We start from the raw sequence: 23,803 nt of genomic DNA on the forward strand, positions 1-23,803 counted from the left end.
CGGACGACTGCCGAGACTTCCGTTCCGCCCTCGGGAGTGTCAAGCGACTAACGTCGGGGGCATGCCGACCGTGGAAGCGCCGATCGCCGCCGTGACCGTCTACCCGCAGCAGGCCCGGATCACCCGCCGGGGCAAGGCCGCGCTCGACGGCGGGCCCCGCCTGACCTTCGCCGGGCTGCCGCTGGCCCTCGACCCGGCATCGGTGCGCGTCACGGGCACCGGACCCGCGCTGATCGCCGGCGTCGACGTCCGCACCGAACGGCACGCCTCCCCGGCCGACGCGGCGTTGCGCGCGTTGGTGGAGCAGCGGCGCGCGGATCAAGCCACGCTCGACGGCGTCGTGGACGACGAAGCGGCCGAAGCGATGAAGGTCGATCTGCTGACTTCGCTCGCGAAGCGCAGCGGTGGCAGCTTCGCGAAGGCGCTGGCGGCCGGGACCGCCGAGCCGTCGCGCGTCGCGGAGGTGACTGACGCGCTGAGTTCGCGGCTGGCGTCGGCGTTGAAGGCGCGGCGGGTGCTTTCGGACCGGATCACGCGCTTGCGCGAGGATCTCGCAGCCTTGGACCGGCGGATCGAGTCCCACAGCGCTCGGTCCGAAGAGGACAGTACGTCGGTGGTGGTGGAGCTGGAGATCTCGGACACCGCCGGCTCGGCGGAGCTGGAACTGTCCTATGTGGTCCCCGGTGCGAGCTGGGAGCCGGGGTACGACGTCCGCGTGCGCGGCACGGACGTGACGGTGATGTCGTACGGGCTGGTCACCCAGCACACGGGCGAGGACTGGCCGGAGTGCGAGCTGGCATTGTCGACCGCGCGGCCGGCGGTTTCGGTGGTGGTGCCGGAACTTTCGCCGTGGTACCTGGACCGGTTCCTTCCGGCCCCGGCTGCGCCCGCGGCCGCCTACGGCGGGTCCGGCGGCGGCATCCCCGAGGGAGCGCGGGCGAGGGGTTTCGCCGCTTTGGCCGCGGCACCGATGGCCCCGAAGCTGGCCGCGGTGGAGCAGGGCACGACGGCGGTGACGTACCGGCCGTCGCGTCCGGTGGCGGTACCGTCGGGGGCCCAGGGGCACCGGACGACGTTGGCGCAGCTATCGCTGACGGCTGATCTGGGGTACGTCACGGCACCGGTGCTGGCGGAAGAGGCTTATCTGCGGGCCACGGTGGTGAACACCTCGTCCGTCGCACTGCGACCGGGTCGGGCTTCGGTGTTCCACGACGCCGAGTTCGTCGGAACCACCGTTTTGGAGGCTTGGGCTCCCGGGGAAGAGCTGGAGCTGGCGCTGGGAGTGGACGACCGGATCCGGGTCGAACGCGAGCTGGTCCGGCGCACGGCTTCGAAGGCGGCGTTGTCGGGACAGCGGCGGCGTGAGGCGGAGTACCGGATTTCGGTCGGCAACCACGGCCCCCGTTCGGCGGTCGTGACGGTGCTGGATCAAGCGCCGGTCTCGCGGGACGACGGGATCACGGTCCGCGATGTGAAGACGTCGCCGGAGCCGGTGGAGACGTCGGAGCTGGGCGAGCTGACGTGGAAGCTGACCTTGGCACCGGGCGAGACTGGCGAGGTGAAGCTCTCGTACCGGGTGGACGTGGCGAAGGGCGTGGAACTCTCCGGCTGGCGGGAGTGAGTGAGCCCATCAAAGCGGAAGGCCGGCCTCACCCCGCATAGTCGGGTGAAGCCGGCACTCGCGTCGTAACGTCAGCCCTGGGAGATGTAGGCCTCCAGTTGTTCCTGGCTCTTCTCCAGCTCTTCCATCCGGTTCTTCACCACGTCCCCGATGGAGATGATTCCCGCCAGCCGGCCGTCCGCGAGTACCGGGACGTGGCGGATGCGGCGCTCCGTCATCAGGACCGACAGCTGGTCCACCGAATCGTCCGGGGTGCAGCTGGCCACCAGCGTGGTCATGATCGAGGACACCGGGCCGTCCAGGAGGGCTGGGCCGTGGTCGTTCAAGCGGCGGACCACGTCGCGTTCCGAGACGATCCCCGCGATCGAGCCGTCCGGGGCCACCACCACCATCGCGCCCACGTTCTTCTCGGCCAGGCCGGCCAGCAGCGTGGTCACCGTGGTCTCCGGGGTGACCGTCGCGACCGCCGACCCCTTCTTGCGCAGCAGATCCGCAATCCGCATGGCGATCCTTCCCGTCGGTGAGCTGGATCACCACAGGGTAAGGGCGCCGGGACGTGCGCGAAAGTCCGGCAAACGGGGCGTTTTCGTGGTATTGAAAACGATTCAGCCCAGGCGTTCGGCCAGGCCGTCGAGGGCCAGGCGGATTCCCGTCGCGTAGTCGTCGTCGCCCAGGGCGGCCAGGCAGGACCGCGCCAGCGCCAGCTGCTCGCGGGCCGCCGGCTCGTCGCCCAGCTTGCGGTAGTCCTCACCCAGGTTGAGGTGCAGCGACGGGTAGAACCCCCGCGCGGTCGCCGTGTCGGTCATCGCGCCCGCCGCCGTCAACGCACGCAGATCCCACTCGAGCTCTTCCGCGGGGTCGTCGCAGACGTCGGCCATGTGGTGCGCGAGCGCGACGCGGTGCAGGGGCTCGCCGTCCGGGCCGATCGACGCCCACAACGCCGTGAACGTCGCGTATGCGCCCGCGCGGTCGCCGCCGATGTGCTGCCGCAGGCCGGCGTCGATCGCCACCAGCACGTCGTCGGTCATGCCGCTCCCCCGTCCGCCAGCGCCCGCAGCCGGGCCAGCCCCGGCCCGATCCGCTCGGCCGCGATCGCACCGTAGCCGAACACCAGCCCGTGCCGGCGCTCGCCCACGGCGAAGTCCCCCAGCGAGTACAGCCGGACGCCGGCCCGGCGGGCGCGGCGGACCAGCGGCGACAGGTCCGCCGAGGAAACCGCGCTCACGTGCAGGCCAGCCGAAGACGGCAGCAGCGTCAGGAACGGGAACTCGCCGACGCGCGACGACAGCAGTTCGTGCCGCTCGCGGTAGACCTTCCGCATCCGCCGGACGTGCCGCGCGAAGCCGCCCTCGGCCATGAACGCCGCCAGGGCCGCCTGCTCGACGTTCGGCGCGTGCCAGTCCGTCAGGTACCGCGCCTTCACCAGCGCCGGCACCAAAGACGGCGGAGCGACGAGGAACCCCAGCCGCAGCGCCGGCGAAAGCACCTTCGAGAACGAGCCGACGTACACGACCCGGCCGCGGGAATCCAGGCTGTGCAACGGTTCCAGCGGCCGTCCGGTGTAGCGGAACTCGGTGTCGTAGTCGTCCTCGACGAGCACCGCGTCGTTCCGCTCGGCCCAGTCGAGCAGTTCCAGCCGCCGCTCCAGCGACATCGACAGGCCCAGCGGGTACTGGTGCGACGGCGTCACGTACACCAGCCGCGTCCCCGCCGGGATCGCCCGGACGACGATGCCGTGCGAGTCGACCGGCACCGGCGCCACGCGCACGCCCCGCGCGGCCAGCACCAGCCGCGGCGGCGGGTAGCCGGGGTCCTCGACGGCGGCCAGGTCACCCGGGCGCAGCAGCACCCGCCCGACCAAGTCCGTCGTCTGCTGGGCCCCGGCCGTGACGACGACCTGCGACGCGCTCGCCCGCACGTCCCGCGACACCCCGACGTGCCGCGCGAGCTCCTCGCGCAGCGCAGCGAGCCCCTGTGGATCGCCGTACGTCATCAGGTCCGCCTGGCCCGCCCGCAGCCGTTGCGTGACGAGCCGCCGCCAGGTGTCGAACGGGAACCGCGTCAGGTCCGGGACGCCGGGCCGGAAGTCGAACTCCGGCGCCGGGGCGAACGGCGCGGGCGGCGCCGGGACCGCGTCCCACTCCGGCAGCGGACGGACCCCCGAGACCGAGGACGGCGCCGGGCGGGTCAGGGAAGAGGCCGTGACGAACGTGCCCGCGCCGACCCGGCCCTCGAGGAACCCCTCGGCGGTGAGCCGGTCGTAAGCCGCGCTGACCGTCGTCCGGGAGACCGCCAGCCGCTGCGCGAGCTCCCGCGTCGGCGGCAGGGCCTCCCCCGGCCGGATCCGGCCGTCCAGGATCGCCGCCCGCAGCTGCCGGTAGATCGCGTCGCGGTGCCCGCGGGTCCCGGCCAGGTCGATGTGCACGTCCACGCCTCCAGATTGGCACACCTGATCTAGGCCGGATTTGGCACTGTTCGTGGTCCGCTCCGCCGCTTAGCGTGCGAAGCATGGATCTCCGCGAACTCGACCGCCGCAGCCTGCTCGTCCTCGACAAGCTCGTCGCCACGACCACGCCCGCCGACCTGGCCCGCCCGACCCCCTGCGCCGGCTGGACCCTGGCCGACCTCCTCCGCCACCAGGTCAGCGAGAACCACGCCTTCGCCACGGCGGCCCGCGCCGGCTCGGCGCCGGACTGGGAAGCCGGTGACCTGGGGGACGACGCCCGGGCCGCCTACCAGGCGTCCGTCGACGACTTCCTCGACGCCATGGCCGACGACGCCGTGCTGGACCGGCAGCTCGCCATCAACCACTTCGGCACGTTCCCGGGTACGATCGCCGCGCACATGCACCTGGTCGACACCGTCGCGCACGGCTGGGACCTGGCCCGCACGCTCGGCCTGCCCTACGAGCCGGACGCCGAAGCCGTGCACGCCGCCCTGCAGCTGGCCGAGCGCATCCCGGACGAGGGCCGTGAGAAGAACGGCTCGTTCGCGCCCAGCGTCCGAACGGAGGCGGACACGAGCGAACTCGACCGGTTCCTCGCCCTGCTCGGCCGCGACCCGGCCTGGACCGTCAGCTGACGTCGGCGACCGGCGCGCTCCACGTGTCGCACGCCTTCGTCGTCCGGCCGTCGTAGCCGGCCTTCGCCCAGGACAGCTGGTGCGCGCGCGAGCCGTGGGTGTCGCTGTCGTTGGCGCGGCCGTAGTCGGCGACGGCGGCGTTGGCCAGGGAACGGCTGATCGAACCCGAGCCGGCGACGGCGGCCAGGAACAGCGCGCCGAAGCAGTTCGCCTGCAGCTCGATGCGGCGGACGACCTCCTTGTCGGCCGCGCTGTCCTCGTTCGGCGAGGTCATCTTGTCCGCCGCCGCGGACAGGATGCCGCTCTCGCGCTGCACGTGGTGGCCGTACTCGTGGGCGATCGTCGCGATGTGGCGGGCCTTGTTGAGCCCGGCGTCCGAGAGCATCCAGTCGGTCGGGGCGTAGATCGTCGTGTCGCCGCCGCAGTAGTAGGCGACGGCTTCGTTCTCCGTCGGCGCCGCGCCGCACGCGCTGTGCTCGGGCAGCTTCACCGAGACGAAGGCGAGCAGCCTCGGCTCGTTCGCCTTGTCCAGGGCCGGGCGCCAGGACTCCGCCAGGCAGTCGACGAGCCGGTCGTAGTACGCCTTGAGCTGGTCGGCCGCCCGCCCGAGGTCGGGCAGGGCGCAGGTCGCGGGCCCGGGCGTGATGTCGTCGGCGAGCAGCGGGTTGCGGGCCAGCTCCGGCACGGGCTTCACTTCCGAGCCGCCGCTGTAGGCCCGGCCGGTGTCGGCGCCCTGCGCGACGAGCGCGTGGCCGTCGACCCGGTGCGGGATGGTGGCCGCGATCAGCGAGATCGCCAGCACGACGACCAGGACGCCGGCGACGGCACCCCAGAGCCGGCTGCGCGGCGGGGCGATCGGGACGGGTGGCGCGGCGGCCCAGTTCGGGGCCCACGGGTTCGGCTCCGGCGTCCACGCGGGTTCCGGGAGCCGGGCCGCCATCGGCGGCGGTGATGGCAGCCCGGGATCTCCCGGCGGAGCCGGGCCGTCGGTGTCGTTCACGTTCTCCCCCTGCTCAGTGCGACCAGCATACGGACCACCGGAGAGGCCGGGATCACGAAACGAAAACGCCGTCAGGTGGCCGGCGGGACCGTGGGGAGACGAAACTGTCGGCATGAGTGTCGAGGACCCGTACCTGTGGCTGGAAGACGTGACCGGCGATGACGCGCTGAGCTGGGTGCGCGCCCGCAACGACGAGACGCTCGCCGAGCTGACCCGCGGCGCGCGGTTCGCCGAGCTGCGGGACGAGCTGCGCGAGGTGCTCGACGCCGACGACCGGATCCCGTACGTGCGCCGCCGCGGCGCGCTCCTCTACAACTTCTGGCAGGACGCGAGCCACCCCCGGGGCCTGTGGCGGCGGACGACGCTCGAGTCGTACCGGCAGGCCGAGCCCGAGTGGGAACTGCTGCTCGACGTCGACGCGCTGGCCGAGGCCGAGGGCGAAAACTGGGTCTGGCAGGGCGCGACCGTGCTGCGGCCGGACTACCGGCGCGGCCTCGTCGAGCTGTCGCGCGGCGGCGCGGACGCCACGGTCGTGCGCGAGTTCGACCTCGACGCGCACGAGTTCGTCGAAGACGGCTTCACCCTGCCGGAAGCGAAGACGCGGATCGGCTGGATCGACGAGGACCGCGTGTACGTCGGCACCGACTTCGGCGAAGGCTCGCTGACCAGCTCCGGTTACCCGCGGCTGGCCAAGGAGTGGCGCCGCGGCACGCCGATCGAAGAAGCCGTCACGGTGTACGAGGGCAAGCCCGACGACGTCTCGATCGGCGCGTCGCACGACCCGACCGAAGGCTTCGAGCGCGACTTCGTCAGCCGCGCGGTCGATTTCTACCGCTCCGAGCTGTACCTGCGGACGCCCGGGGCGCTGGTCAAGATCGACGTCCCGGACGACGCGAGCGCGTCCGTGCATCGCGAATGGCTGCTGGTCCGGCCGCGGACGGCGTGGGCGGTCGGCGGCACCGAGCACCCGGCGGGGTCGCTGATCGCCATCCGCTTCGACGACTTCATGGGCGGCGAGCGCACCTTCACGACGCTCTTCACGCCCGACGACCACACCTCGCTCGACTACTGGGCCTGGACCCGCCACCACCTGCTGCTCGGCACGCTGCGCGACGTCCGCACGGAGCTGCGCACCCTGACGCCCGGCCCGGACGGCTGGGCGGAGGAGCCCCTGGCGGGCGGCCCGGAGTTCGGCAGCGCGGACATCTTCGACACCGACCCCGACGTCAGCGACGAGTACCTGCTCGACTCCAGCGGCTTCCTCCAGCCGTCGACACTCAGCTACGGCCACGTCGGCGAAGAGGTCGAAGTGCTGAAGCAGGCTCCGGCGTTCTTCGACGCTTCGGGCATGAGCGTCGCGCAGTACTTCGCGACGTCGGAGGACGGCACGAAGATCCCGTACTTCGTCGTCCGGCCGTCCGGCGCCGCAGGCGGGCCGACGCTGCTGACCGGCTACGGCGGCTTCGAGGTCTCGCTGACGCCGTCCTACAGCGGGATGATCGGCCGCGGCTGGCTCGCGCGCGGCGGCACGTACGTCGTCGCGAACATCCGCGGCGGCGGCGAATACGGGCCGAGCTGGCACACCCAGGCGATCAAGGCCGAGCGGCACCGCGTGTACGAGGACTTCGCCGCCGTGGCCGCCGATCTCGTCGAGCGCGGCATCACGACGCCGGAGAAGCTCGGCATCCAGGGCGGCAGCAACGGCGGCCTGCTGATGGGCGTCATGCTGACGCGCTACCCGGAGCGGTTCGGCGCGATCGTCAGCCAGGTGCCGCTGCTGGACATGCGCCGCTACCACCAGCTGCTGGCCGGTGCGTCGTGGATGGCCGAGTACGGCGACCCCGACGAGGCCGCGGAATGGGAGTACATCTCGAAGTACTCGCCGTACCAGAACGTCCACAGTGGACGCAAGTATCCGCCCTCGCTGTTCGTGACCTCGACGCGCGACGACCGCGTGCACCCCGCCCACGCCCGCAAGATGGTGGCGCGCATGCGTGAGCAGGGGCACGACGTCCGCTACCACGAGAACATCGAGGGCGGCCACGGCGCCGCGGCCGACAACGAGCAGCTGGCGTTCAAGTGGGCGCTGGTGTTCGAGTTCCTGTGGGAGCAGCTCACGAAGTAGACGAACCCGGCGAGCACCGCCCCGGACCCGGACGTCTTGGCCGACGTCCTGCTGGCCCCGCTCGCCCCGGACTTGAACCTGCACCAGCGCGCGGGGCGTGACGCCGGAGCGGATCACGGCGTCGCTGCGAGAACTGGCGAGCCTGCTTTAGACCAGCCCGCGCGGCCTCGCGCGCTTCGGGACGTATCGCGGCTTCGGTTTCGGCTCTTCGCCGCGGATCCGCGCGAGGGCGGCCTCGAAGGCGGTGAGGACGTCCGCGACGAAGACGAGCCGTCCGACGCCCAGGCGGTGCAGTGCCGGGCCGTGGTCGGCGGCGACCGTGACCGCGACGCCGAGCAGCAGGACCCGCCACGCCGCGAACACGGCGGCGCGCGCCGGTTTCGACAAGCCCGCGAAGCCGGTCCGCAGCCGGTGGCAGTGGAAGGGCACGTGCCGTTCCTCGTCGGCGAGGATCCGGGCGGCGACCTGCGTGACCAGCGGGTCGGCGGTGCCGTCGCGCAGGGCGCGGTAATAGCGCAGGGCGACGACCTCGGCGATGAGCAGCACCATCAGCTCCAGCCGCAGCCCGAGCGCCCGGCGCAACCACACGAACACCGCGTCCGTCCAGTGCGTGGCGATGGTGGGCACGCCGGCCGCGCCCAGCAGCTCGGCGAGCATCCGGGCGTGGTTCTGCTCCTCGGCGACGAAGAGCTTGACGGCGGCGAGGTAGTCGCCACCGCCGGCCTTCGAGATGAGGTTGGCGCCGTCCCCGGCTTCGCCGACCTGGAACCGCTGGACGCTCTTCGCGACGTCGGGGTGCAGCCGGGCCCCGCGCGCCCAGGGCGGGCCTTCCCGGCGCCGTCGCCGCTCCGCTTCCGCTTCGAACTCCCGCAACCAGTTCATCGGGTCCGATCCTGCCGCGCGCCTGTGGATTTTCCGGGCGGCTCCGGTGGAGATCCGGTGAAGGTTGACGTGCTAGCTACATAGGATGCTAGCATCCTGTCATGGCGGACAAGGACGTCAAGCAGTTCAACGTGTACCTCCCCGTGGACCTCATCCGGGAGGTCAAGCACCACGCCGTCGACCGCGGGCAATCCCTCTCGGCCCTCGTGACCGAAGCACTGCGCCAGTACCTGGCCAACACCGAAGGAGACCAGCGATGACCATCGAAGCCGTGTACCTCGAGACCCACAACTGGGGCAAGGCGGCCAAGTTCTTCCAGGCCCTCGGGTTCGAGCTCGACTTCGCCACCGACCACAACTCGGGGCTCCTGCGCAACGGCGACGGGCCCTACGTGTTCGTCGCCGAGGTGCCCGAAAGCCGGCCGACCGGGATGAAGATCGTCCTCAAGGGCGAAGAGGTGACCCCCGACGTCGAGGTCGTCTCCCCCTTCGAGGACACGCACTTCGGGACCCGCGAGATGACCGTCCGCGACCCCGACGGGCGGGAGTGGATCCTCCAGGCCGGGCGCTGACGTGCACCGCACCCTGGGCATGCTCGTCGTGATGACCGGCGTGCTCATCGCGGCCGTCGACGGCACCATCGTCGTGCTCGCCCTTCCCGCGATCCAGGCCGACCTGGACATCTCGCTGTCCGCGGTCACCTGGGTGGTCATCGGCTACCTGCTCGTCGTCACCGTGCTCGCGACGCAGCTGGGGCGGCTCGGCGACCTGTTCGGCCGGGTGCGGATGTACCGGGCCGGGTTCGCGGTGTTCGTCGGCGGCTCCGTGCTGTGCGCGCTGGCCTGGGACGCGGCGTCGATCATCGGGTTCCGGATCGTCCAGGGCCTCGGCGCGGCGCTGATCGCCGCCAACAGCGGCGCCATCATCTCCGAGCTGTACCCACCGGCCGAGCGCGGCCGCGCCTACGGCTTCAACGCGCTCGGCTACTCGGTCGGCTCCGTGATCGGCGTGCTGCTCGGCGGCATCATCGTGACGTCGGTGTCGTGGCGCTGGATCTTCTGGATCAACCTGCCGATCGGCGCGGTCGCGCTGGCGCTGGCCGTACGCGTCCTGCACGACCGCGGCGAGCGGACGCGCCGCCGGCTCGACGTCGCCGGCATGCTCACCCTCGGCCTGGGCCTGTTCGGCGTGTCGTGGGCGATGACGTCGCTGGCCGCGGAACCCCCGCGTTGGACACACCTCGCTTACCTGGCCGGCGGTCTGCTGCTGCTCGGCGTCTTCGTGGTCGTCGAGCTGCGGCACCCGGACCCGACCGTCGACCTGTCGCTCTTCCGGATCCCGGCCGTGGCGCCGTCGCTGCTGGCGTCGCTGCTTCAGGGGCTCGGCAGCTTCGCGGTGCTGTTCCTGGTGATCATGTACCTGCAGGGGCCCCGCGGGCTGAGCCCGATCGACGCGTCGCTGCTGCTCCTGCCGGGGTACGTGCTCGGAGCCGCGGTGGGCCCGTGGGCGGGCCGGCTCGCCGACCGCGTCGGGCCGGCACTGCCCGCGACGGCCGGGCTCGGCCTTTCGGTCGTCGCCCTCGTGCTCTTCGCCCGGATGACCACGACGAGCGGGCTGTGGTTGCCCGCGGTCGGGAACGTCGTGATCATGATCGGCGGCAGCTTCTTCTACCCGGCCAACAGCTCCGCGGTGATGAAGGCCTGCCCGCCCGAGCGGCTGGGGATCGCGTCGGGTGTGCTGCGGACGTTCGCGAGCATCGGCATGGTGTTCTCGTTCACCACGGCGATCCTGGTCGCCGCCCAGGCGATCCCGCGCGGCACGGCGTTCGCGATCTTCGTCGGCTCGGCCCGCCTGGACGGTCCACTCGCGACGGTCTTCACCGACGGGCTGAGCACGGCGTTCACCACCCTGACGGTGGTCATGCTCGCCGCGGCGGTCCTGTCCGCGGCCCGCGGGCGGCGTCCCCGAAGGCTGAAAACTCCGCGTTTGTCCGAGGGCGGCCGGGGCGCGAAGCTGGACGCATGACGACCGCCGACGCGTTCCGCGCGCTGCACGAGCGCCCCGAACCCTTCCTGCTGCCGAACCCGTGGGACGCCGGCACGGCCCGGCTGCTCGCCGGCCTCGGCTACGAAGCTCTGGCCACGACGAGCCTCGGCGTGGCCAACGTGGTGGGCCGGACCCGCGCGACCCGGGCGGAGATCCTCGCCAACATCCGCGAGATCGCCGACGCGACGCCGCTGCCGGTGAACGCGGACCTCGAGAACGGCTTCGCCGACGACCCGGCCGAGGCCGCGAAGATGATCGACGCGGCCGCCGACGCGGGCGCGGTGGGCGCGTCGATCGAGGACCACACGGGTGACCGCGGCTCGCCGATCTACGAGTTCGGCCTGGCGGTCGACCGCGTCCGCGCGGCGGTGGAGACGGCGCGGGCGCGAGGCGTGGTGCTCACGGCGCGCTGCGAGAACCTGTGGCTGGGCATCGACGACCTCGCCGACACGATCAAGCGCCTGCAGGCGTTCGAGGAAGCGGGCGCGGACGTGCTGTACGCGCCCGGCCTGCGCACGCTCGCCGAGATGCGCGCGGTGGTGTCGTCGGTGGGCAAGCCGGTGAACGTGGTGATGGGCTTCGCGGACCCGTCGATCACCCTGGAACAACTGGCGGAGATCGGCGTCCGCCGCATCAGCATCGGCGCGGCGTTGTCCCGCCTGGCGCTGAAGTCCTTCATGGACGGCGCGCGGGAGATGCTGGCGGGGCGGTTCGGCTTCGTCGGCGAGCTGCCGCCGATCTCCGAGCTGCAGCAGGCGTTCGACTGAGCCGGACGCCTGCCGCAGCCCCGGTCGTCAGCTGCAGCCGGAGGTCGAGCCGCAGCCTTCGCAGGCGTAGCACGAGCCTGCCGGGCGCATCTTCGTTCCGCACGTCATGCACAGCGGGGCGTCCGCTGCCTTGCCGAGGCGGAGCTCCATCAGCTCCGTCGTCGTGTGGGCTTCGCGGTGCGGGGCCTCCGGCTGCTCCGCGTGCGGTTCCGGAGAAGAGTCCACTGTGGAACGCAGGGTCTCGAGGTCCGGTGTGCCGTAGCTCGCCTCGACCTCCGCCGAACGCTCGTCCGCCGACAGGATGCCCAGCTGCGAACGCTTTTCGTACGGCAGGTAGTCCAGCGCCAGGCGGCGGAACAGGTAGTCCATCACGCTCGTCGCGATGCGGATGTCCGGGTCGTCCGTCATGCCCGCCGGCTCGAAGCGCAGGTTCGAGAACTTCGAGACGTAGAACTCCAGCGGGATGCCGTGCTGGAGACCGACCGAAATGGACATCGAGAACGCGTCCATCACGCCGGCCAGCGTCGAGCCCTGCTTGCCCAGCTTGACGAAGATCTCGCCGAGGCCGTCGTCCGGGTACGAGCCCGCCGTCAGGTAGCCCTCCGCGCCGCCGACCGTGAACGACACCGTCTGGCTCGGGCGCTTCTTCGGCAGGCGCTTGCGCACCGGCCGGTACTCGACGACCTTCTCCGGCTCGGCGACCGCCGACTCCTTCTTCGCCGTCGACAGCGGCTGGCCGACCTTGCAGTTGTCGCGGTAGATCGCCAGCGCCTTCAGGCCCAGCTTCCAGCCCTGGAAGTAGATCTCCTCGACCTCTTCGACCGTCGCCGACTCCGGCATGTTGACCGTCTTCGAGATCGCGCCCGACAGGAACGGCTGCACCGCCGCCATCATCCGGACGTGCCCCATCGGCGCGATCGAGCGCTCGCCGACCGCGCAGTCGAACACCTCGTAGTGCTCGGGCCGCAGCCCCGGCGCGTCGACGACGTGACCGTTCTGCGCCACGAACTCGACGATCGCCTCGACCTGCTCGGCCGGGTAGCCCAGCGCCTCCAGCGCGCGCGGCACCGTCTGGTTGACGATCTGCATCGAGCCGCCGCCGACGAGCTTCTTGAACTTCACCAGCGAGAAGTCCGGCTCGATCCCGGTCGTGTCGCAGTCCATCATGAAGCCGATGGTGCCGGTGGGCGCGAGCACGGACGCCTGCGCGTTGCGCCAGCCGTGCTTCGTGCCGATGTCGATGCCCTTCTTCCACTCCTCGGTCGCCAGCGCGCGAACCGCGGCGTCGTTCGAGTGGTAGGTGCGGACGAGCTCGTTCGCCGCCGCGTGCTTGCGCATCACGCGCTGGTGCGACTCGGCGTTGCGCGCGTAGCCCTCGTACGCGCCGACGACCTGCGCCATCTCCGCCGAGCGCCGGTACGAAACGCCGGTCATCAGCGACGTGATCGCCGCCGCGAGCGCGCGGCCGCCGTCGGAGTCGTACGCGTGGCCCAGCGCCATCAGCAGCGCGCCGAGGTTCGCGTAGCCGATGCCGAGCTGGCGGAACTTGCGCGTCGTGTCGGCGATCGGCTCGGTCGGGAAGTCCGCGAAGCAGATCGAGACGTCCATCGCCGTGATGACGAACTCGACGGCGCGCGCGAACAGCGGCGCGTCGAACGTGCCCTCGGGCGTGACGAACTTGAGCAGGTTCAGCGAGGCGAGGTTGCAGCTCGAGTTGTCGAGGTGCATGTACTCGCTGCACGGGTTCGACGCGGTGATCCGGCCCGACTCGGGGCAGGTGTGCCAGTCGTTGATCGTGCCGTCGTACTGGATGCCGGGGTCGGCGCACTCCCACGCGGCCTGCGCGACGCTGCGGAACAGCTTCTTCGCGTCGGTCCGGTCGATCACCTCGCCGGTGAGCCGGGCGCGCAGGCCGAAGTCGGTGCCGTTCTCGACCGCCTGCATGAACTCGTCGGACACGCGGACCGAGTTGTTCGCGTTCTGGTACTGCACGGAAGAGATGTCCGCGCCGGAGAGGTCCATGTCGAACCCGGCGTCGCGCAGGACCTTGATCTTCTCTTCCTCGCGCGCCTTCGTCTGGACGAACTCTTCGATGTCCGGGTGGTCGATGTCGAGCACGACCATCTTCGCCGCACGCCGGGTGGCGCCGCCGGACTTGATGGTGCCCGCGGACGCGTCGGCGCCGCGCATGAACGAGACCGGCCCGGACGCGGTGCCGCCGGAGGTCAGCAGTTCCTTCGAGGAGCGGATGCGGGAGAGGTTCAGGCCGGCACCGGAGCCGCCCTTGAAGATCAGGCCCTCCTCGCGGTACCAGTTGAGGATCGACTCCATGGTGTCGTCGACGGCGAGGATGAAACAGGCGCTGACCTGCTGCTTCGACGCCGTGCCGACGTTGAACCAGACCGGGGAGTTGAAGCTGAAGACCTGGTGCAGCAGCATCCAGGTGAGCTCGTGCTCGAAGATTTCGAGGTCCTGTGGCGTGGCGAAGTAGCCGTGGTCGCGCGCGGCCTTGACGTACGTCTTCACGACCCGGTCGATCAGCTGCTTGAGGCTGCGCTCGCGCTGCGGGCTGCCGACGGCGCCGCGGAAGTACTTGCTGGTGACGATGTTCGTCGCGTTGACCGACCAGAAGTCGGGGAACTCGACGCCACGCTGCTCGAAGTTGACCGAGCCGTCGCGCCAGTTCGTCATCACGACGTCGCGCTGTTCCCAGGTCACCTGGTCGTAGGGGTGCTTGCCCTCGGTGGTGAAGACGCGCTTCACACTCAGCCCGCCGGCCGCCTTGCTCTTCTTGCCGGCGGCCGCGCCGGCCCCGGTTCCCACGGTTTCGGTCATCGGTCGAACCCTCACTCCCGCAGCGGGACGGTCAGTTGCCGTCTTCGCGCTGATCGCTCTCCTCCGGAGCAGCAGAACCCGCCATGGCCTCACGAAGATCGGCGATCTCCTTCTCGAAGTCCTCGACCGAGGAGAACGAGCGGTAGACGCTGGCGAACCGGAGGTAGGCGACCCCGTCGAGCTCACGCAGCGGGCCCAGGATCGCCAGGCCGACCTCGTGACTCGGGATCTCCGCCAGCCCGGCGGAGCGGATCGACTCCTCCACGCGCTGCGCGAGCTGCTGCAACGCGTCGTCGTCGACCGGCCTGCCCTGGCAGGCGCGGCGGACGCCGCTCACCACCTTGTCCCTGCTGAACTGTTCGGTGACCCCGGACCGCTTGACGACGGCGAGCACCATCGTCTCCGAAGTCGTGAACCGCCGTCCGCACGACGCGCACGAGCGCCGCCTGCGGATCGCCTGGCCTTCATCCACCTCTCGGGAGTCGACGACCCGAGAGTCCGCATGCCGGCAGAACGGGCACCTCATCCGCCGATCACCTTCCCCTCCGCGCCGGCCGCCCCGGTCGACGTCCCCCGGCCGCCACGCGCGGCCGGTCGAGCACCCGGCACCCCTGCACCTGGTGATCGTTTTGTGGACATCCGGTGGGTAAAGGCCGACCAGCTGTGGACAACTGCTGCCCAGTCTACCCCAACCTGTGGACCAACTACAGCGGTGTAACTACTACATATAGCGGGCGAGCGTAGAACTCGGCGGAGGTGTGCGCAAGCGGCACGGCCGTGGTCGACCCCGCCCGGGTGAGGGGCGGACGGGCCATCCCGCGGCGACGCTGGCGTTCACCGGTCCGGCCCAGTGGCAGGTTCACCGGAGCGGGTGATCTTCACGGCGCGGGAACGGCGCCGTCGACCGGGACGGTCAGCGGCAGCCCGGGCACCAGCACCGCGTCGTCGAGGCGGTTGAGCTCCTTGATCCGGGCGACGACCGCGCTCGCGTCGCTCTCCGGCGCGAACCGCGCGGCCAGTGAAGACAGCGTGTCGCCCTGGCCGACCGACACCGTCGCGGTGCGCTCGGGCACCGGGGCGCTCGCGGAGCCCCCGCCGAGCAGGCCCAGCCCGACGACCACGAGGCAGCTCGCGACGGCCAGCGCGGCCAGCCACGGCCACCGGACCGGCACCCGCCTCGGCGCCGCGCAGGGCGCGCCGGCCGGGCGGCGGCCAGCGACGACCCGTGCGCGTGTCGGCGGGCGCTGGATCTCCCCGCGGCGCCCGCGCGTCACGCGCACGGGGCCGGGGTGCGCCGGGACCGGGGTCGCCGGGCGAGCGTGCTCGCGTTCGGCCAGAATGGACATCCGAACCTCCTCGAAACCCTGGTGTCCGCCCGTTTCCTGGGCCGGTGCCGGCCCGTGGATCAAGGTCGAACAGGCGTTCTATCGAACGCCCGTGCGAAGGTCTACCACCTACCACCGACAAAATCGAGCGGACACGGCGTGTCGATCGAACAGATGTTTGAAATCGTCGTGCCCGGGGGCTAACGTCGGTGACCAGGGCATCTGCCGGGCAGATGCCGCCGGCGAGGCTGCCCGCACCCGGCGGGCGGCGGCCGGCGCGCGATACGTGCAGCGAACGTCTGGGAGGCGACGCAGTGGCGAAGGAGAACAAGGCGGGCAGGACCAGTGGGTCCCCCGGGGGTCAGGTGCACTCCATGCCCGAGGTGTACGACGTGGACGAGACCCTCACCGTCCGCCAGCAGCAGGTGCTCGACGTGATCCGCACCTGGGTCAGCCGCTACGGCTACCCGCCGAGCGTCCGCGAAATCGGCGAGGCGGTCGGGCTGACGTCGACGTCGTCGGTGTCGCACCAGCTGCGCGCCCTGCAGCGCAAGGGGTACCTGCGGCGCGACGCGAACCGCCCGCGCGCGGTCGGCGTCCTGTCGGCGACCGACGACAACCCCATGGGCATCGAGATGGACCAGCCGCCGTCGATGCCGAAGGCGGCGTACGTGCCGCTGGTCGGCCGGATCGCCGCCGGTGGCCCGGTGCTGGCCGAGCAGGCCATCGAGGACGTGTTCCCGCTGCCGCGGGAGATCGTCGGCGAGGGCGAGCTGTTCCTGCTGAAGGTCACCGGCGACTCGATGGTCGACGCGGCCATCACCGACGGCGACTGGGTCGTGGTCCGGCAGCAGCCGGACGCGGACAACGGCGAGATCGTCGCGGCGATGATCGACGGCGAGGCCACGGTCAAGACGTTCAAGCGCAAGGGCGGCCACATCTGGCTGATGCCGCACAACGAGGCGTACGAGCCGATCCCCGGCGACGACGCGACGGTGCTCGGCAAGGTCGTGGCGGTGCTGCGGCGGCTCTGATCCCCGCCGGCGGCCGGATCTGGGGGCAGAACCGGTCGCCGGTACCGGTGGTGGGCGGACGGGAAGCCCGGTCCCTCCCCCACCCCGATCGGATGATCCTCGCGGGTGCGCCGGAGCGCGCGGCTTCGGCCTGCGCGCCCCGCACCCGCGGTGACGCGGTCGCATGTGGACGGTGCGGGCTCGCGCGGCGCCCGGCCGTCAGCCCCGGCGCCGTCGCAGGCGGCTGAAGCCGAACCACCCGAGCCCGACCACGGCCACGGTGATGCCCGCCGCGGGCAGGAGCGGTACTCCCCCACCGTCCGAAGCGGACACGCCACCCGATGCCGTGTCCGGCTTGCCGGCCGAAGACGCCGCGGGAGCGGACGCCGCCGCGCCCTTGACCGCGCGGATCGGCTCGCCCACCCCTTCGCTTCCCGACAACAGCGTGCCGTCCGGGTCGAACGCGATCGCCTCGCCCTGCTTTTCCCCCGGGAGGGGGATGCGAACGGGGGTCTGGTGCAGCGACGCCAGGACGTCGCCGTCCGGGACCGGGTACAAGTACGCGTCCGTGTACGTCCGCAGCGCCACCACGCTGCCGTCGGCCGTCGAAGCCGCACCCGTCACCAGGACCGAGCCGAGCGAACCCACCGGGCCGCCCGGGGTGTCGGTCTCCTTGATCTTCAGCGAGCCGACCTTCTCCAGGTTGGTCGGCCCGGGGCTCGCCAACGGCCCGGACGGCCGGTAGACGCGAGCCTCGCCGAGGATGTCCTTGGTGATCAGGTACGGCGTGCCGGACTTGTCCATCAGCAGCGCCTCGGTGTCGTGCTGGCCGTCCGGGTAGGTCAGCCGGTGCAGCGTCACCTTGCCCTGCGGGCTCATCTCCAGCAGGGCGACCGTCAGCCGGCCCTTCTGGTTGTCGCCCGTGTCGGACAGCCACAGCGTGCCGTCCGGGGTCCGGGCCAGGTCCTCGACGTCGAACGGGTCCGTCCGATCCGTCAGGACCTGCTGGACCCTGCAGTCGCGGCCCAGGACGAACACCTGGACCTTCGCGCCGCCGTCGTTGATCGCGTACAGCTTCGAGCCGTCGGAGACCAGGCCGGAAAGCTCGTTGAGGCGCGAGTCCTTGACCGTGCACAGCGGCTCCGGAGCCGGCGCCGCCGACGCTGGGACAGGCCCGCTCACCAGGGCCAGCGAAACCGCCGCGACCGCGACCACCCAGCGCACCCAGCCACCTCCGTAGTGTGCGATCCACCCGGAAAGCACACTACGGAGACGTCTCAGGCCCTGGTCGAGTTGGTCTCGTAGTCCCGCAAAGCCGCGGCGAGGTCCGGACGGACCCGCACCAGCAGGCGCGTGCCGTCTTCGGCGTGCTCCTCTTCGAGCACCTCGCCGTCCGCGTGCGCCCGCGCGACCAGCTCGCCGCGCGAGTAGGGCACGAGGACGTCGACCGTGACCTCCGGCCGCGGCAGGCGGTCGGCGATCACCTCGACGAGCTCCGCGATGCCCGCCCCGGTCCGCGCCGAGACCTGGACGGACCCGGTCAGCGCGTGCCGCAGCCGGGCGAGGCTGACCTCGTCGGACGCGTCGGTCTTGTTGATCACCAGCAGCTCCGGCGGGAGCGGCTCCTTGCGCTTGCGGGTGATCTCGCCGAGCACCTCGCGCACGGCGCTGACCTGCTCCTCCGGCGCCGGGTCGGACCCGTCCACCACGTGCAGCAGCAGGTCCGCGTCCGCGGCCTCCTCCAGCGTCGAGCGGAACGCGTCCACCAGCTGGTGCGGCAGGTGCCGCACGAAGCCGACGGTGTCGGTCAGCGTGTAGCCGCGGCCGTCCGCGGTCTGCGCGCGCCGCGTGGTCGGGTCGAGGGTGGCGAACAGCGCGTCCTCCACCAGCACCCCGGCCCCGGTCAGCGCGTTGAGCAGGCTCGACTTGCCGGCGTTGGTGTAGCCGACGATCGCCACGCTGGGCACCTCGTTGGCCAGCCGCCGCCCGCGCTTGGTCTCGCGGATGGTGTCCATGGCGGCGATCTCACGGCGCAGCTTCGCCACGCGCTTGTTGATCCGCCGCCGGTCGGTCTCGAGCTTGGTCTCACCGGGACCACGCAGGCCGACGCCGCCGTTCGCGCCGCCGGCGCGCCCACCGGCCTGCCGGGACAGCGACGCACCCCACCCGCGCAGCCGCGGGATCAGGTACTGCAGCTGGGCCAGCTCGACCTGCGCCTTGCCCTCCTTGGACCGGGCGTGCTGGGCGAAGATGTCGAGGATCAGGGCGGTCCGGTCGATGACCTTGACCTTGACCTTCTCCTCGAGCTGCCGCAGCTGGCCCGGCGAGAGCTCGCCGTCGCAGATCACCGTGTCGGCGCCGGTGGAGCCGACGATGTCCCGCAGCTCCTTGACCTTGCCCGAGCCGATGTAGGTGGCCGGGTCCGGCTTCGGACGCCGCTGGATGAGACCTTCGAGGACTTCCGAGCCCGCCGTCTCGGCCAGGCGCGCCAGCTCGGCCAGCGACGCCTCGGACTGCAGGGCCGTGCCCTCGGTCCACACGCCGACCAGCACGACGCGTTCGAGCCGCAGTTGCCGGTACTCGACCTCGGTGACGTCCTCGAGCTCGGTGGACAGTCCCGCGACCCGGCGCAGCGAAGCCCGGTCCTCGAGCTCCATCTCGCCCGTCGAAGGGTCGTACAGGTCGTCGTCGTGGTCTTCGGTGTGTGTCAGTTCTGTCATCGTGCCTCCATGGTCCCACGATTCGCCGCGGGAACCGAACTTTTACGTGCTGGGATAGGTGGCGAGGTAGATCGCGGTGCGCTCGGCGCCGGGACGGCGCGGGCGCGCGCGGAACTCCTCGAGCAGGGCGTTGAGCCGGGTTTCCAGCTCCGCTCGCTCCTCGGGGGCCACCTGGACGACCAGGCGTGACTGGTGCACGCCCTCGAATCCGGTTTCGGCGATCTCGGCCAGATAGGCCTCGAGCACCGCCTGTTCCACGTCCTTGTCACCGCATGAGTCGAGTGTCCAGGAAAGACCGGTCGAAAGATACGGAATTTCCTTGGCGCCCCGCGCGCCGCGCCGCGGCGGCTGCGCGGCCAGGAAACCGGTCTCGACGAGCCGGCGCACGTGGTGCAGTGTCGTCGCCGGGTCGCGGCCCAGCCGCTCGGCGAGCTCCTTGTTCGTGAGCGCCTCCGAGAAGGTCAACCGGATGATGCGCAGCCGTATTCCGGAGGCCAGCGCGGCGGCCTCGGCTTCGGTCGCGGCGCGTCGTTCTGCGGGGAGCACGCGCTCAGCCTAGAGCGAAAAGTGATTGACGCTTTCCAATCACTCACGCCACACTCGGGGCATGCCCAGGGGGTCCCTCTTCCGCCACGCCGACTTCAGGCGGCTGTGGGCCGGCGACACGGCCAGCCAGTTCGGCACGTTCGTCGGCAACACCGCCGTCCCGCTGCTCGCCGCCGTGACACTGGCCGCGACGCCGTTCGAGATGGGCCTGCTCACCGCGGCCGAGACATTGGCGTTCCTGCTGCTCGGGCTGCCCGCCGGCGTGTGGGTCGACCGGCTGAGCCGCCGCCGGGTGATGCTCACCGCCGACTTCACCCGCTTCGCGCTGCTGCTGAGCGTGCCGGTCGCCTGGTGGGCCGGGGTGCTGACGCTGGCCCAGCTGCTGGTGGTCGTCCTGCTCGTCGGCATCGCGACGCTGTTCTTCGACGTCGCCTACCAGTCGTACCTGCCCTCGCTCGTCGGCCGGGAGCACCTGCTGGAAGGCAACGCGAAGCTGCAGGCCGTCCAGTCGACCGCGCAGATCGCCGGGCCGAGCGCGGCCGGCGTGCTGGTCCAGCTCATCACCGCGGCGAACACCGTGCTCGTCACCGGCTTCGGCTTCCTCACGTCGGCGTTGTGCCTGCTGCGCATCCGCGCGGCCGAGCCCGAGCCCGTGCGCGGGGGCCACGCCCGGCTGCTCCCGCAGATCGCCGAGGGGCTGCGGTTCGTGTTCTCGGACCGGCCGTTGCGCGCGATCGTCGGGTGCACGGCGACGGCCAACCTGTTCGGCGCCGCGCTGAACGCGGTGCAGGTGCTGTTCCTGACGCGGACGGTCGGGCTGCCGCCGGCCGCGATCGGCGTGCTGCTGGCGGCCGGCGGCGCGGGCGGGATCGCGGGCGCGCTCTGCGCGGGCGGGATCACCCGGCGGATCGGCCAGGCGCGCGCGATCTGGCTGCTCCCCCTGGTCACCATGCCGGCGAGCCTGCTGGTGCCGCTGGCCGCACCCGGCTGGCGGACCGTGCTCGCCGGGCTCGGCCTGGTCGTCAGCGGCTTCGGGATCATCGTCTACAACATCGCCCAGGTTTCCTACCGCCAGGCGATCTGCCCGGACCGGCTGCTCGGCCGGATGAACGCGAGCGTGCGGTTCGTCGTCTGGGGCACCATCCCGCTCGGCGGCCTGCTCGGTGGCGCGCTGGGCGAGTGGCTCGGGCTGCGTGACGCGGTGTGGGTCGCCGTGGCCGGCGAGGCCGCCGCCGTGCTGTGGGTGCTGTGCTCGCCGTTGCGGCGCATGCGCGATCTGCCGACCACGGCGAAAAGCGGTTCCAGCGCCGCCTAGAGTTGCTTCATGAGTACCCCATACCAACGCCCCCAGGTCCCGGACAAGGTCGGTGTCGACGGTCTGGAGGCCAAGTGGGTACCCGTATGGGAATCCACCGGCGCCTACCGCTTCGACCGCACGAAGACGCGTGAAGAGATCTACTCGATCGACACGCCGCCGCCGACGGTCAGCGGGTCGCTGCACATCGGGCACGTGTTCTCCTACACCCACACGGACGTCCTCGCGCGGTTCAAGCGGATGCGCGGGCTCGAGGTGTTCTACCCGATGGGGTGGGACGACAACGGCCTGCCGACCGAACGTCGCGTGCAGAACCACTTCGGCGTCCGCTGCGACCCGTCGCTGCCCTACGACCCGGCCTTCCGCGCCCCGGAGAAGCCGGGCAAGGACGTGGTCTCGATTTCGCGGCGCAACTTCGTCGAGCTGTGCGAAACGCTGACCGAAACCGACGAGCAGGTCTTCGAAGAGCTGTGGCGGCGCCTCGGCCTTTCGGTCGACTGGACGATGACCTACCAGACGATCGGGCACGACTCGCGGCTGATCTCGCAGCGCGCGTTCCTGAAGAACCTGGCCCGCGGCGAGGCCTACCAGGCCGAAGCGCCGACGCTGTGGGACGTCACGTTCCGCACGGCGGTGGCCCAGGCCGAGCTGGAGGACCGCGAACGCCCGGGCGCGTTCCACGACCTCGCGTTCACCGGCCCCGACGGCGCCGACGTCGTGATCGCGACGACCCGGCCGGAGCTGCTGCCCGCGTGCGTCGCCCTGGTGGCCCACCCGGACGACGAGCGGTTCCGGCCGCTGTTCGGGAAAACCGTGCGCACCCCGGTGTTCGGCGTCGAGGTGCCCGTCGTGGCGCACCACCTCGCGGACCCGGAGAAGGGCCGCGGCATCGCGATGGTGTGCACGTTCGGCGACACGACCGACGTCACGTGGTGGCGTGAACTGCGGCTGGCGACGCGGGTCGTGCTCGGGCGCGACGGCCGGTTCCTGCCCGACGCGCCGCACGACGTCCCGGCCGGGGCCTATGCGCCGCTGGCCGGCAAGACCGTCCACACCGGACGCGAGATCGTGGTGCGCCTGCTGCGCGAAGCCGGTGCCCTGCGGGGAGAACCGCGGCCGATCACGCACTCGGTGAAGTTCTACGAGAAAGGCGACAAGCCGCTGGAGATCGTCGCGAGCCGCCAGTGGTACCTGCGCAACGGCGGCAACGACGAGGCGTTCCGGGAGAAGATGCTGGCCCGGGGCGAGGAACTGAACTGGGTGCCGAAGCACATGCGCGTCCGGTACTCGTCGTGGGTCGAGAACCTGGCCGGCGACTGGCTGGTCAGCCGTCAGCGGTTCTTCGGCGTGCCGATCCCGTTGTGGTACCGGCTCGACGCGAACGGCGAGCCCGACCACGACGCGCGCCTGCTGCCGGAGGACCTGCCGGTCGACCCGAGCAGCGACGTCCCGCCCGGCTTCACCGAGGACCAGCGCGGCGTGCCCGGCGGGTTCGTCGCGGAAGCCGACGTGATGGACACCTGGGCGACGTCTTCGCTGACGCCGCAGATCGTCGGCCGCTGGACCCTCGACGACGACCTGTTCGCCCGCGTGTTCCCGATGGACCTGCGGCCGCAGGCGCACGAGATCATCCGCACCTGGCTGTTTTCGACGGCGGTGCGGGCGGAGCTGGAGCACGGCGTGCTGCCGTGGCGCGAGACGTCGATCGCGGGCTGGGTGCTGGACCCCGACCGCAAGAAGATGTCGAAGTCCAAGGGCAACGTGACGACGCCGGTCGACCTGCTGGAGCGCTTCGGCTCCGACGCGGTCCGCTACTGGGCGGCGAGCGCGCGCCCGGGCGTCGACACGGCGGTGGACGAAGGCCAGATGAAGGTCGGCCGCCGCCTGGCGACGAAGCTGCTCAACGCGAGCCGGTTCGTGCTGGGCCTCGGCGTGCCTTCTCCGGACGCGGTCGCGACCGAGCCCCTCGACCGGGCGCTGCTGGCTGGGCTGTCTTCGGTGGTTTCCTCGGCGACCGCGGCGTTGGAGGCACTGGACTACGCGCGGGCGTTGCAGGTGACCGAGACGTTCTTCTGGACGTTCTGCGACGACTACGTGGAGCTGGTGAAGGGCCGCGCGTACGGCGACCTCGGCCCGGAGGCCGCGGCGTCCGCGCAGGCCGCGCTGGTGACGGCGCTGTCGGCGGTGCTGCGGCTGTTCGCGCCGTTCCTGCCGTTCGCGACCGAGGAGGTCTGGTCGTGGTGGCGGGAAGGCTCGGTGCACCGGGCTTCCTGGCCTTCGCTCACCGCCGAAGGCGACCCGGAGCTGCTGTCCCTGGCGAGCGACGTGATCGCGGCGGTGCGCCGGGCGAAGACGGACGCGAAGGTGTCGATGCGCACCCCGGTGGAGACGCTCACGCTGACCGGCCCGGCCGAAGTACTGGCTCGCTTCGCCGGCATCCAGGCGGACATCCGGGTCGCGGGCGCGATCGGGTCCGTGGAAACGCGCGAAGGCGAGTTCGCGGTGGACGCGAAGATCTGACGCCGCCG

The 23,803-nt window shown here is 71.5% G+C and carries 21 protein-coding genes; 10 read left to right on the forward strand and 11 right to left on the reverse strand.

The annotated features are described in order from the left end of the window. Positions 1-61: 61 nt before the first annotated feature. On the forward strand, positions 62-1,621 hold the full coding sequence (locus ACWEN0_RS16340; RefSeq protein ID WP_451973823.1) for a DUF4139 domain-containing protein: 1,560 nt from the start codon (positions 62-64) through the stop codon (positions 1,619-1,621). A gap of 71 nt (positions 1,622-1,692) precedes the next feature. Here the strand turns inward: ACWEN0_RS16340 and ACWEN0_RS16345 are convergent, their stop codons facing one another. The 3 genes from ACWEN0_RS16345 to pdxR form a co-directional block, all read right to left on the reverse strand. Next, positions 1,693-2,124: a CBS domain-containing protein gene (locus tag ACWEN0_RS16345; protein WP_451973825.1), complete on the reverse strand. Its 432-nt coding sequence runs from the start codon at positions 2,122-2,124 to the stop codon at positions 1,693-1,695. A gap of 102 nt (positions 2,125-2,226) precedes the next feature. Then, positions 2,227-2,649: a hypothetical protein gene (locus ACWEN0_RS16350; protein ID WP_451973827.1), complete on the reverse strand. Its 423-nt coding sequence runs from the start codon at positions 2,647-2,649 to the stop codon at positions 2,227-2,229. Further along, on the reverse strand, positions 2,646-4,052 hold the full coding sequence (gene pdxR / locus ACWEN0_RS16355; RefSeq protein ID WP_451973828.1) for a MocR-like pyridoxine biosynthesis transcription factor PdxR: 1,407 nt from the start codon (positions 4,050-4,052) through the stop codon (positions 2,646-2,648). The genes ACWEN0_RS16350 and pdxR overlap by 4 nt, the downstream gene beginning before the upstream one ends. Positions 4,053-4,129: 77 nt before the next feature. On the opposite strand from pdxR, the gene ACWEN0_RS16360 reads away from it, so the two are divergent. Then, on the forward strand, positions 4,130-4,702 hold the full coding sequence (locus ACWEN0_RS16360; RefSeq protein ID WP_451973830.1) for a TIGR03086 family metal-binding protein: 573 nt from the start codon (positions 4,130-4,132) through the stop codon (positions 4,700-4,702). Here the strand turns inward: ACWEN0_RS16360 and ACWEN0_RS16365 are convergent. Further along, positions 4,695-5,642 carry a neutral zinc metallopeptidase gene (locus tag ACWEN0_RS16365; RefSeq protein WP_451974303.1) on the reverse strand — a complete coding sequence of 316 codons (948 nt, stop codon included), beginning with the start codon at positions 5,640-5,642 and terminating at the stop codon, positions 4,695-4,697. The genes ACWEN0_RS16360 and ACWEN0_RS16365 overlap by 8 nt on opposite strands. A 172-nt stretch (positions 5,643-5,814) precedes the next feature. Between ACWEN0_RS16365 and ACWEN0_RS16370 the strand changes: the two genes are divergently transcribed. Next, positions 5,815-7,827, forward strand: coding sequence for a prolyl oligopeptidase family serine peptidase (locus ACWEN0_RS16370; RefSeq protein WP_451973832.1), 2,013 nt, complete (start codon positions 5,815-5,817; stop codon positions 7,825-7,827). Positions 7,828-7,974: 147 nt separating this feature from the next. Here the strand turns inward: ACWEN0_RS16370 and ACWEN0_RS16375 are convergent, their stop codons facing one another. Beyond that, positions 7,975-8,709: a ferritin-like domain-containing protein gene (locus ACWEN0_RS16375; protein WP_451973834.1), complete on the reverse strand. Its 735-nt coding sequence runs from the start codon at positions 8,707-8,709 to the stop codon at positions 7,975-7,977. A 101-nt stretch (positions 8,710-8,810) separates the two neighbouring features. Between ACWEN0_RS16375 and ACWEN0_RS16380 the strand changes: the two genes are divergently transcribed. The 4 genes from ACWEN0_RS16380 to ACWEN0_RS16395 are packed head-to-tail and all read left to right on the forward strand — an operon-like array spanning position 8,811 to position 11,521. Next, the gene (locus tag ACWEN0_RS16380; protein WP_451973836.1) at positions 8,811-8,969 is read left to right on the forward strand and encodes a ribbon-helix-helix domain-containing protein; all 159 of its coding nucleotides are present in this window, start codon (positions 8,811-8,813) and stop codon (positions 8,967-8,969) included. Then, positions 8,966-9,280, forward strand: coding sequence for a VOC family protein (locus ACWEN0_RS16385; protein WP_451973838.1), 315 nt, complete (start codon positions 8,966-8,968; stop codon positions 9,278-9,280). Before ACWEN0_RS16380 ends, ACWEN0_RS16385 begins: the two co-directional genes overlap by 4 nt. A 1-nt stretch (position 9,281) precedes the next feature. Beyond that, the gene (locus tag ACWEN0_RS16390; RefSeq protein ID WP_451973840.1) at positions 9,282-10,733 is read left to right on the forward strand and encodes an MFS transporter; all 1,452 of its coding nucleotides are present in this window, start codon (positions 9,282-9,284) and stop codon (positions 10,731-10,733) included. Beyond that, positions 10,730-11,521: an isocitrate lyase/PEP mutase family protein gene (locus ACWEN0_RS16395; RefSeq protein WP_451973842.1), complete on the forward strand. Its 792-nt coding sequence runs from the start codon at positions 10,730-10,732 to the stop codon at positions 11,519-11,521. Before ACWEN0_RS16390 ends, ACWEN0_RS16395 begins: the two co-directional genes overlap by 4 nt. A gap of 27 nt (positions 11,522-11,548) precedes the next feature. On the opposite strand, the gene ACWEN0_RS16400 is transcribed toward ACWEN0_RS16395, so the two are convergent. From ACWEN0_RS16400 to ACWEN0_RS16410, 3 genes are all read right to left on the reverse strand, one after another. Further along, on the reverse strand, positions 11,549-14,356 hold the full coding sequence (locus tag ACWEN0_RS16400; RefSeq protein ID WP_451973844.1) for a vitamin B12-dependent ribonucleotide reductase: 2,808 nt from the start codon (positions 14,354-14,356) through the stop codon (positions 11,549-11,551). Between the two features lie 31 nt (positions 14,357-14,387). Then, positions 14,388-14,882, reverse strand: a complete 495-nt coding sequence (nrdR, locus tag ACWEN0_RS16405) for a transcriptional regulator NrdR (protein ID WP_451973846.1) — start codon at positions 14,880-14,882, stop codon at positions 14,388-14,390. Between the two features lie 352 nt (positions 14,883-15,234). Further along, positions 15,235-15,702 (reverse strand): LysM peptidoglycan-binding domain-containing protein, encoded by a 468-nt coding sequence (locus ACWEN0_RS16410; protein ID WP_451973848.1) that lies wholly within the window; start codon positions 15,700-15,702, stop codon positions 15,235-15,237. 353 nt (positions 15,703-16,055) lie between these two features. Between ACWEN0_RS16410 and lexA the strand changes: the two genes are divergently transcribed. Continuing rightward, complete coding sequence (gene lexA, locus ACWEN0_RS16415; protein WP_051767737.1) at positions 16,056-16,715, forward strand: transcriptional repressor LexA; 660 nt, start codon at positions 16,056-16,058, stop codon at positions 16,713-16,715. A gap of 198 nt (positions 16,716-16,913) precedes the next feature. Here the strand turns inward: lexA and ACWEN0_RS16420 are convergent, their stop codons facing one another. From ACWEN0_RS16420 to ACWEN0_RS16430, 3 genes are read right to left on the reverse strand one after another with little or no spacing between them, the layout of a single operon-like run. Then, complete coding sequence (locus ACWEN0_RS16420) at positions 16,914-17,918, reverse strand: hypothetical protein (RefSeq protein WP_451973850.1); 1,005 nt, start codon at positions 17,916-17,918, stop codon at positions 16,914-16,916. A gap of 53 nt (positions 17,919-17,971) precedes the next feature. Further along, the gene (gene hflX, locus ACWEN0_RS16425; RefSeq protein WP_451973852.1) at positions 17,972-19,414 is read right to left on the reverse strand and encodes a GTPase HflX; all 1,443 of its coding nucleotides are present in this window, start codon (positions 19,412-19,414) and stop codon (positions 17,972-17,974) included. Positions 19,415-19,456: 42 nt separating this feature from the next. Further along, entirely contained in the window at positions 19,457-19,960 is a 504-nt protein-coding gene (locus tag ACWEN0_RS16430) for an ArsR/SmtB family transcription factor (RefSeq protein ID WP_451973854.1), read from the reverse strand. A 61-nt stretch (positions 19,961-20,021) separates the two neighbouring features. Here ACWEN0_RS16430 and ACWEN0_RS16435 point away from each other — a divergent pair, with 61 nt between their 5' ends. Beyond that, entirely contained in the window at positions 20,022-21,275 is a 1,254-nt protein-coding gene (locus tag ACWEN0_RS16435; protein WP_451973856.1) for an MFS transporter, read from the forward strand. 9 nt (positions 21,276-21,284) lie between these two features. Further along, on the forward strand, positions 21,285-23,795 hold the full coding sequence (gene valS, locus ACWEN0_RS16440; RefSeq protein WP_451973858.1) for a valine--tRNA ligase: 2,511 nt from the start codon (positions 21,285-21,287) through the stop codon (positions 23,793-23,795). Positions 23,796-23,803: the final 8 nt, after the last annotated feature.

The sequence above is a fragment of the Amycolatopsis sp. NPDC004378 genome (assembly GCF_053602455.1).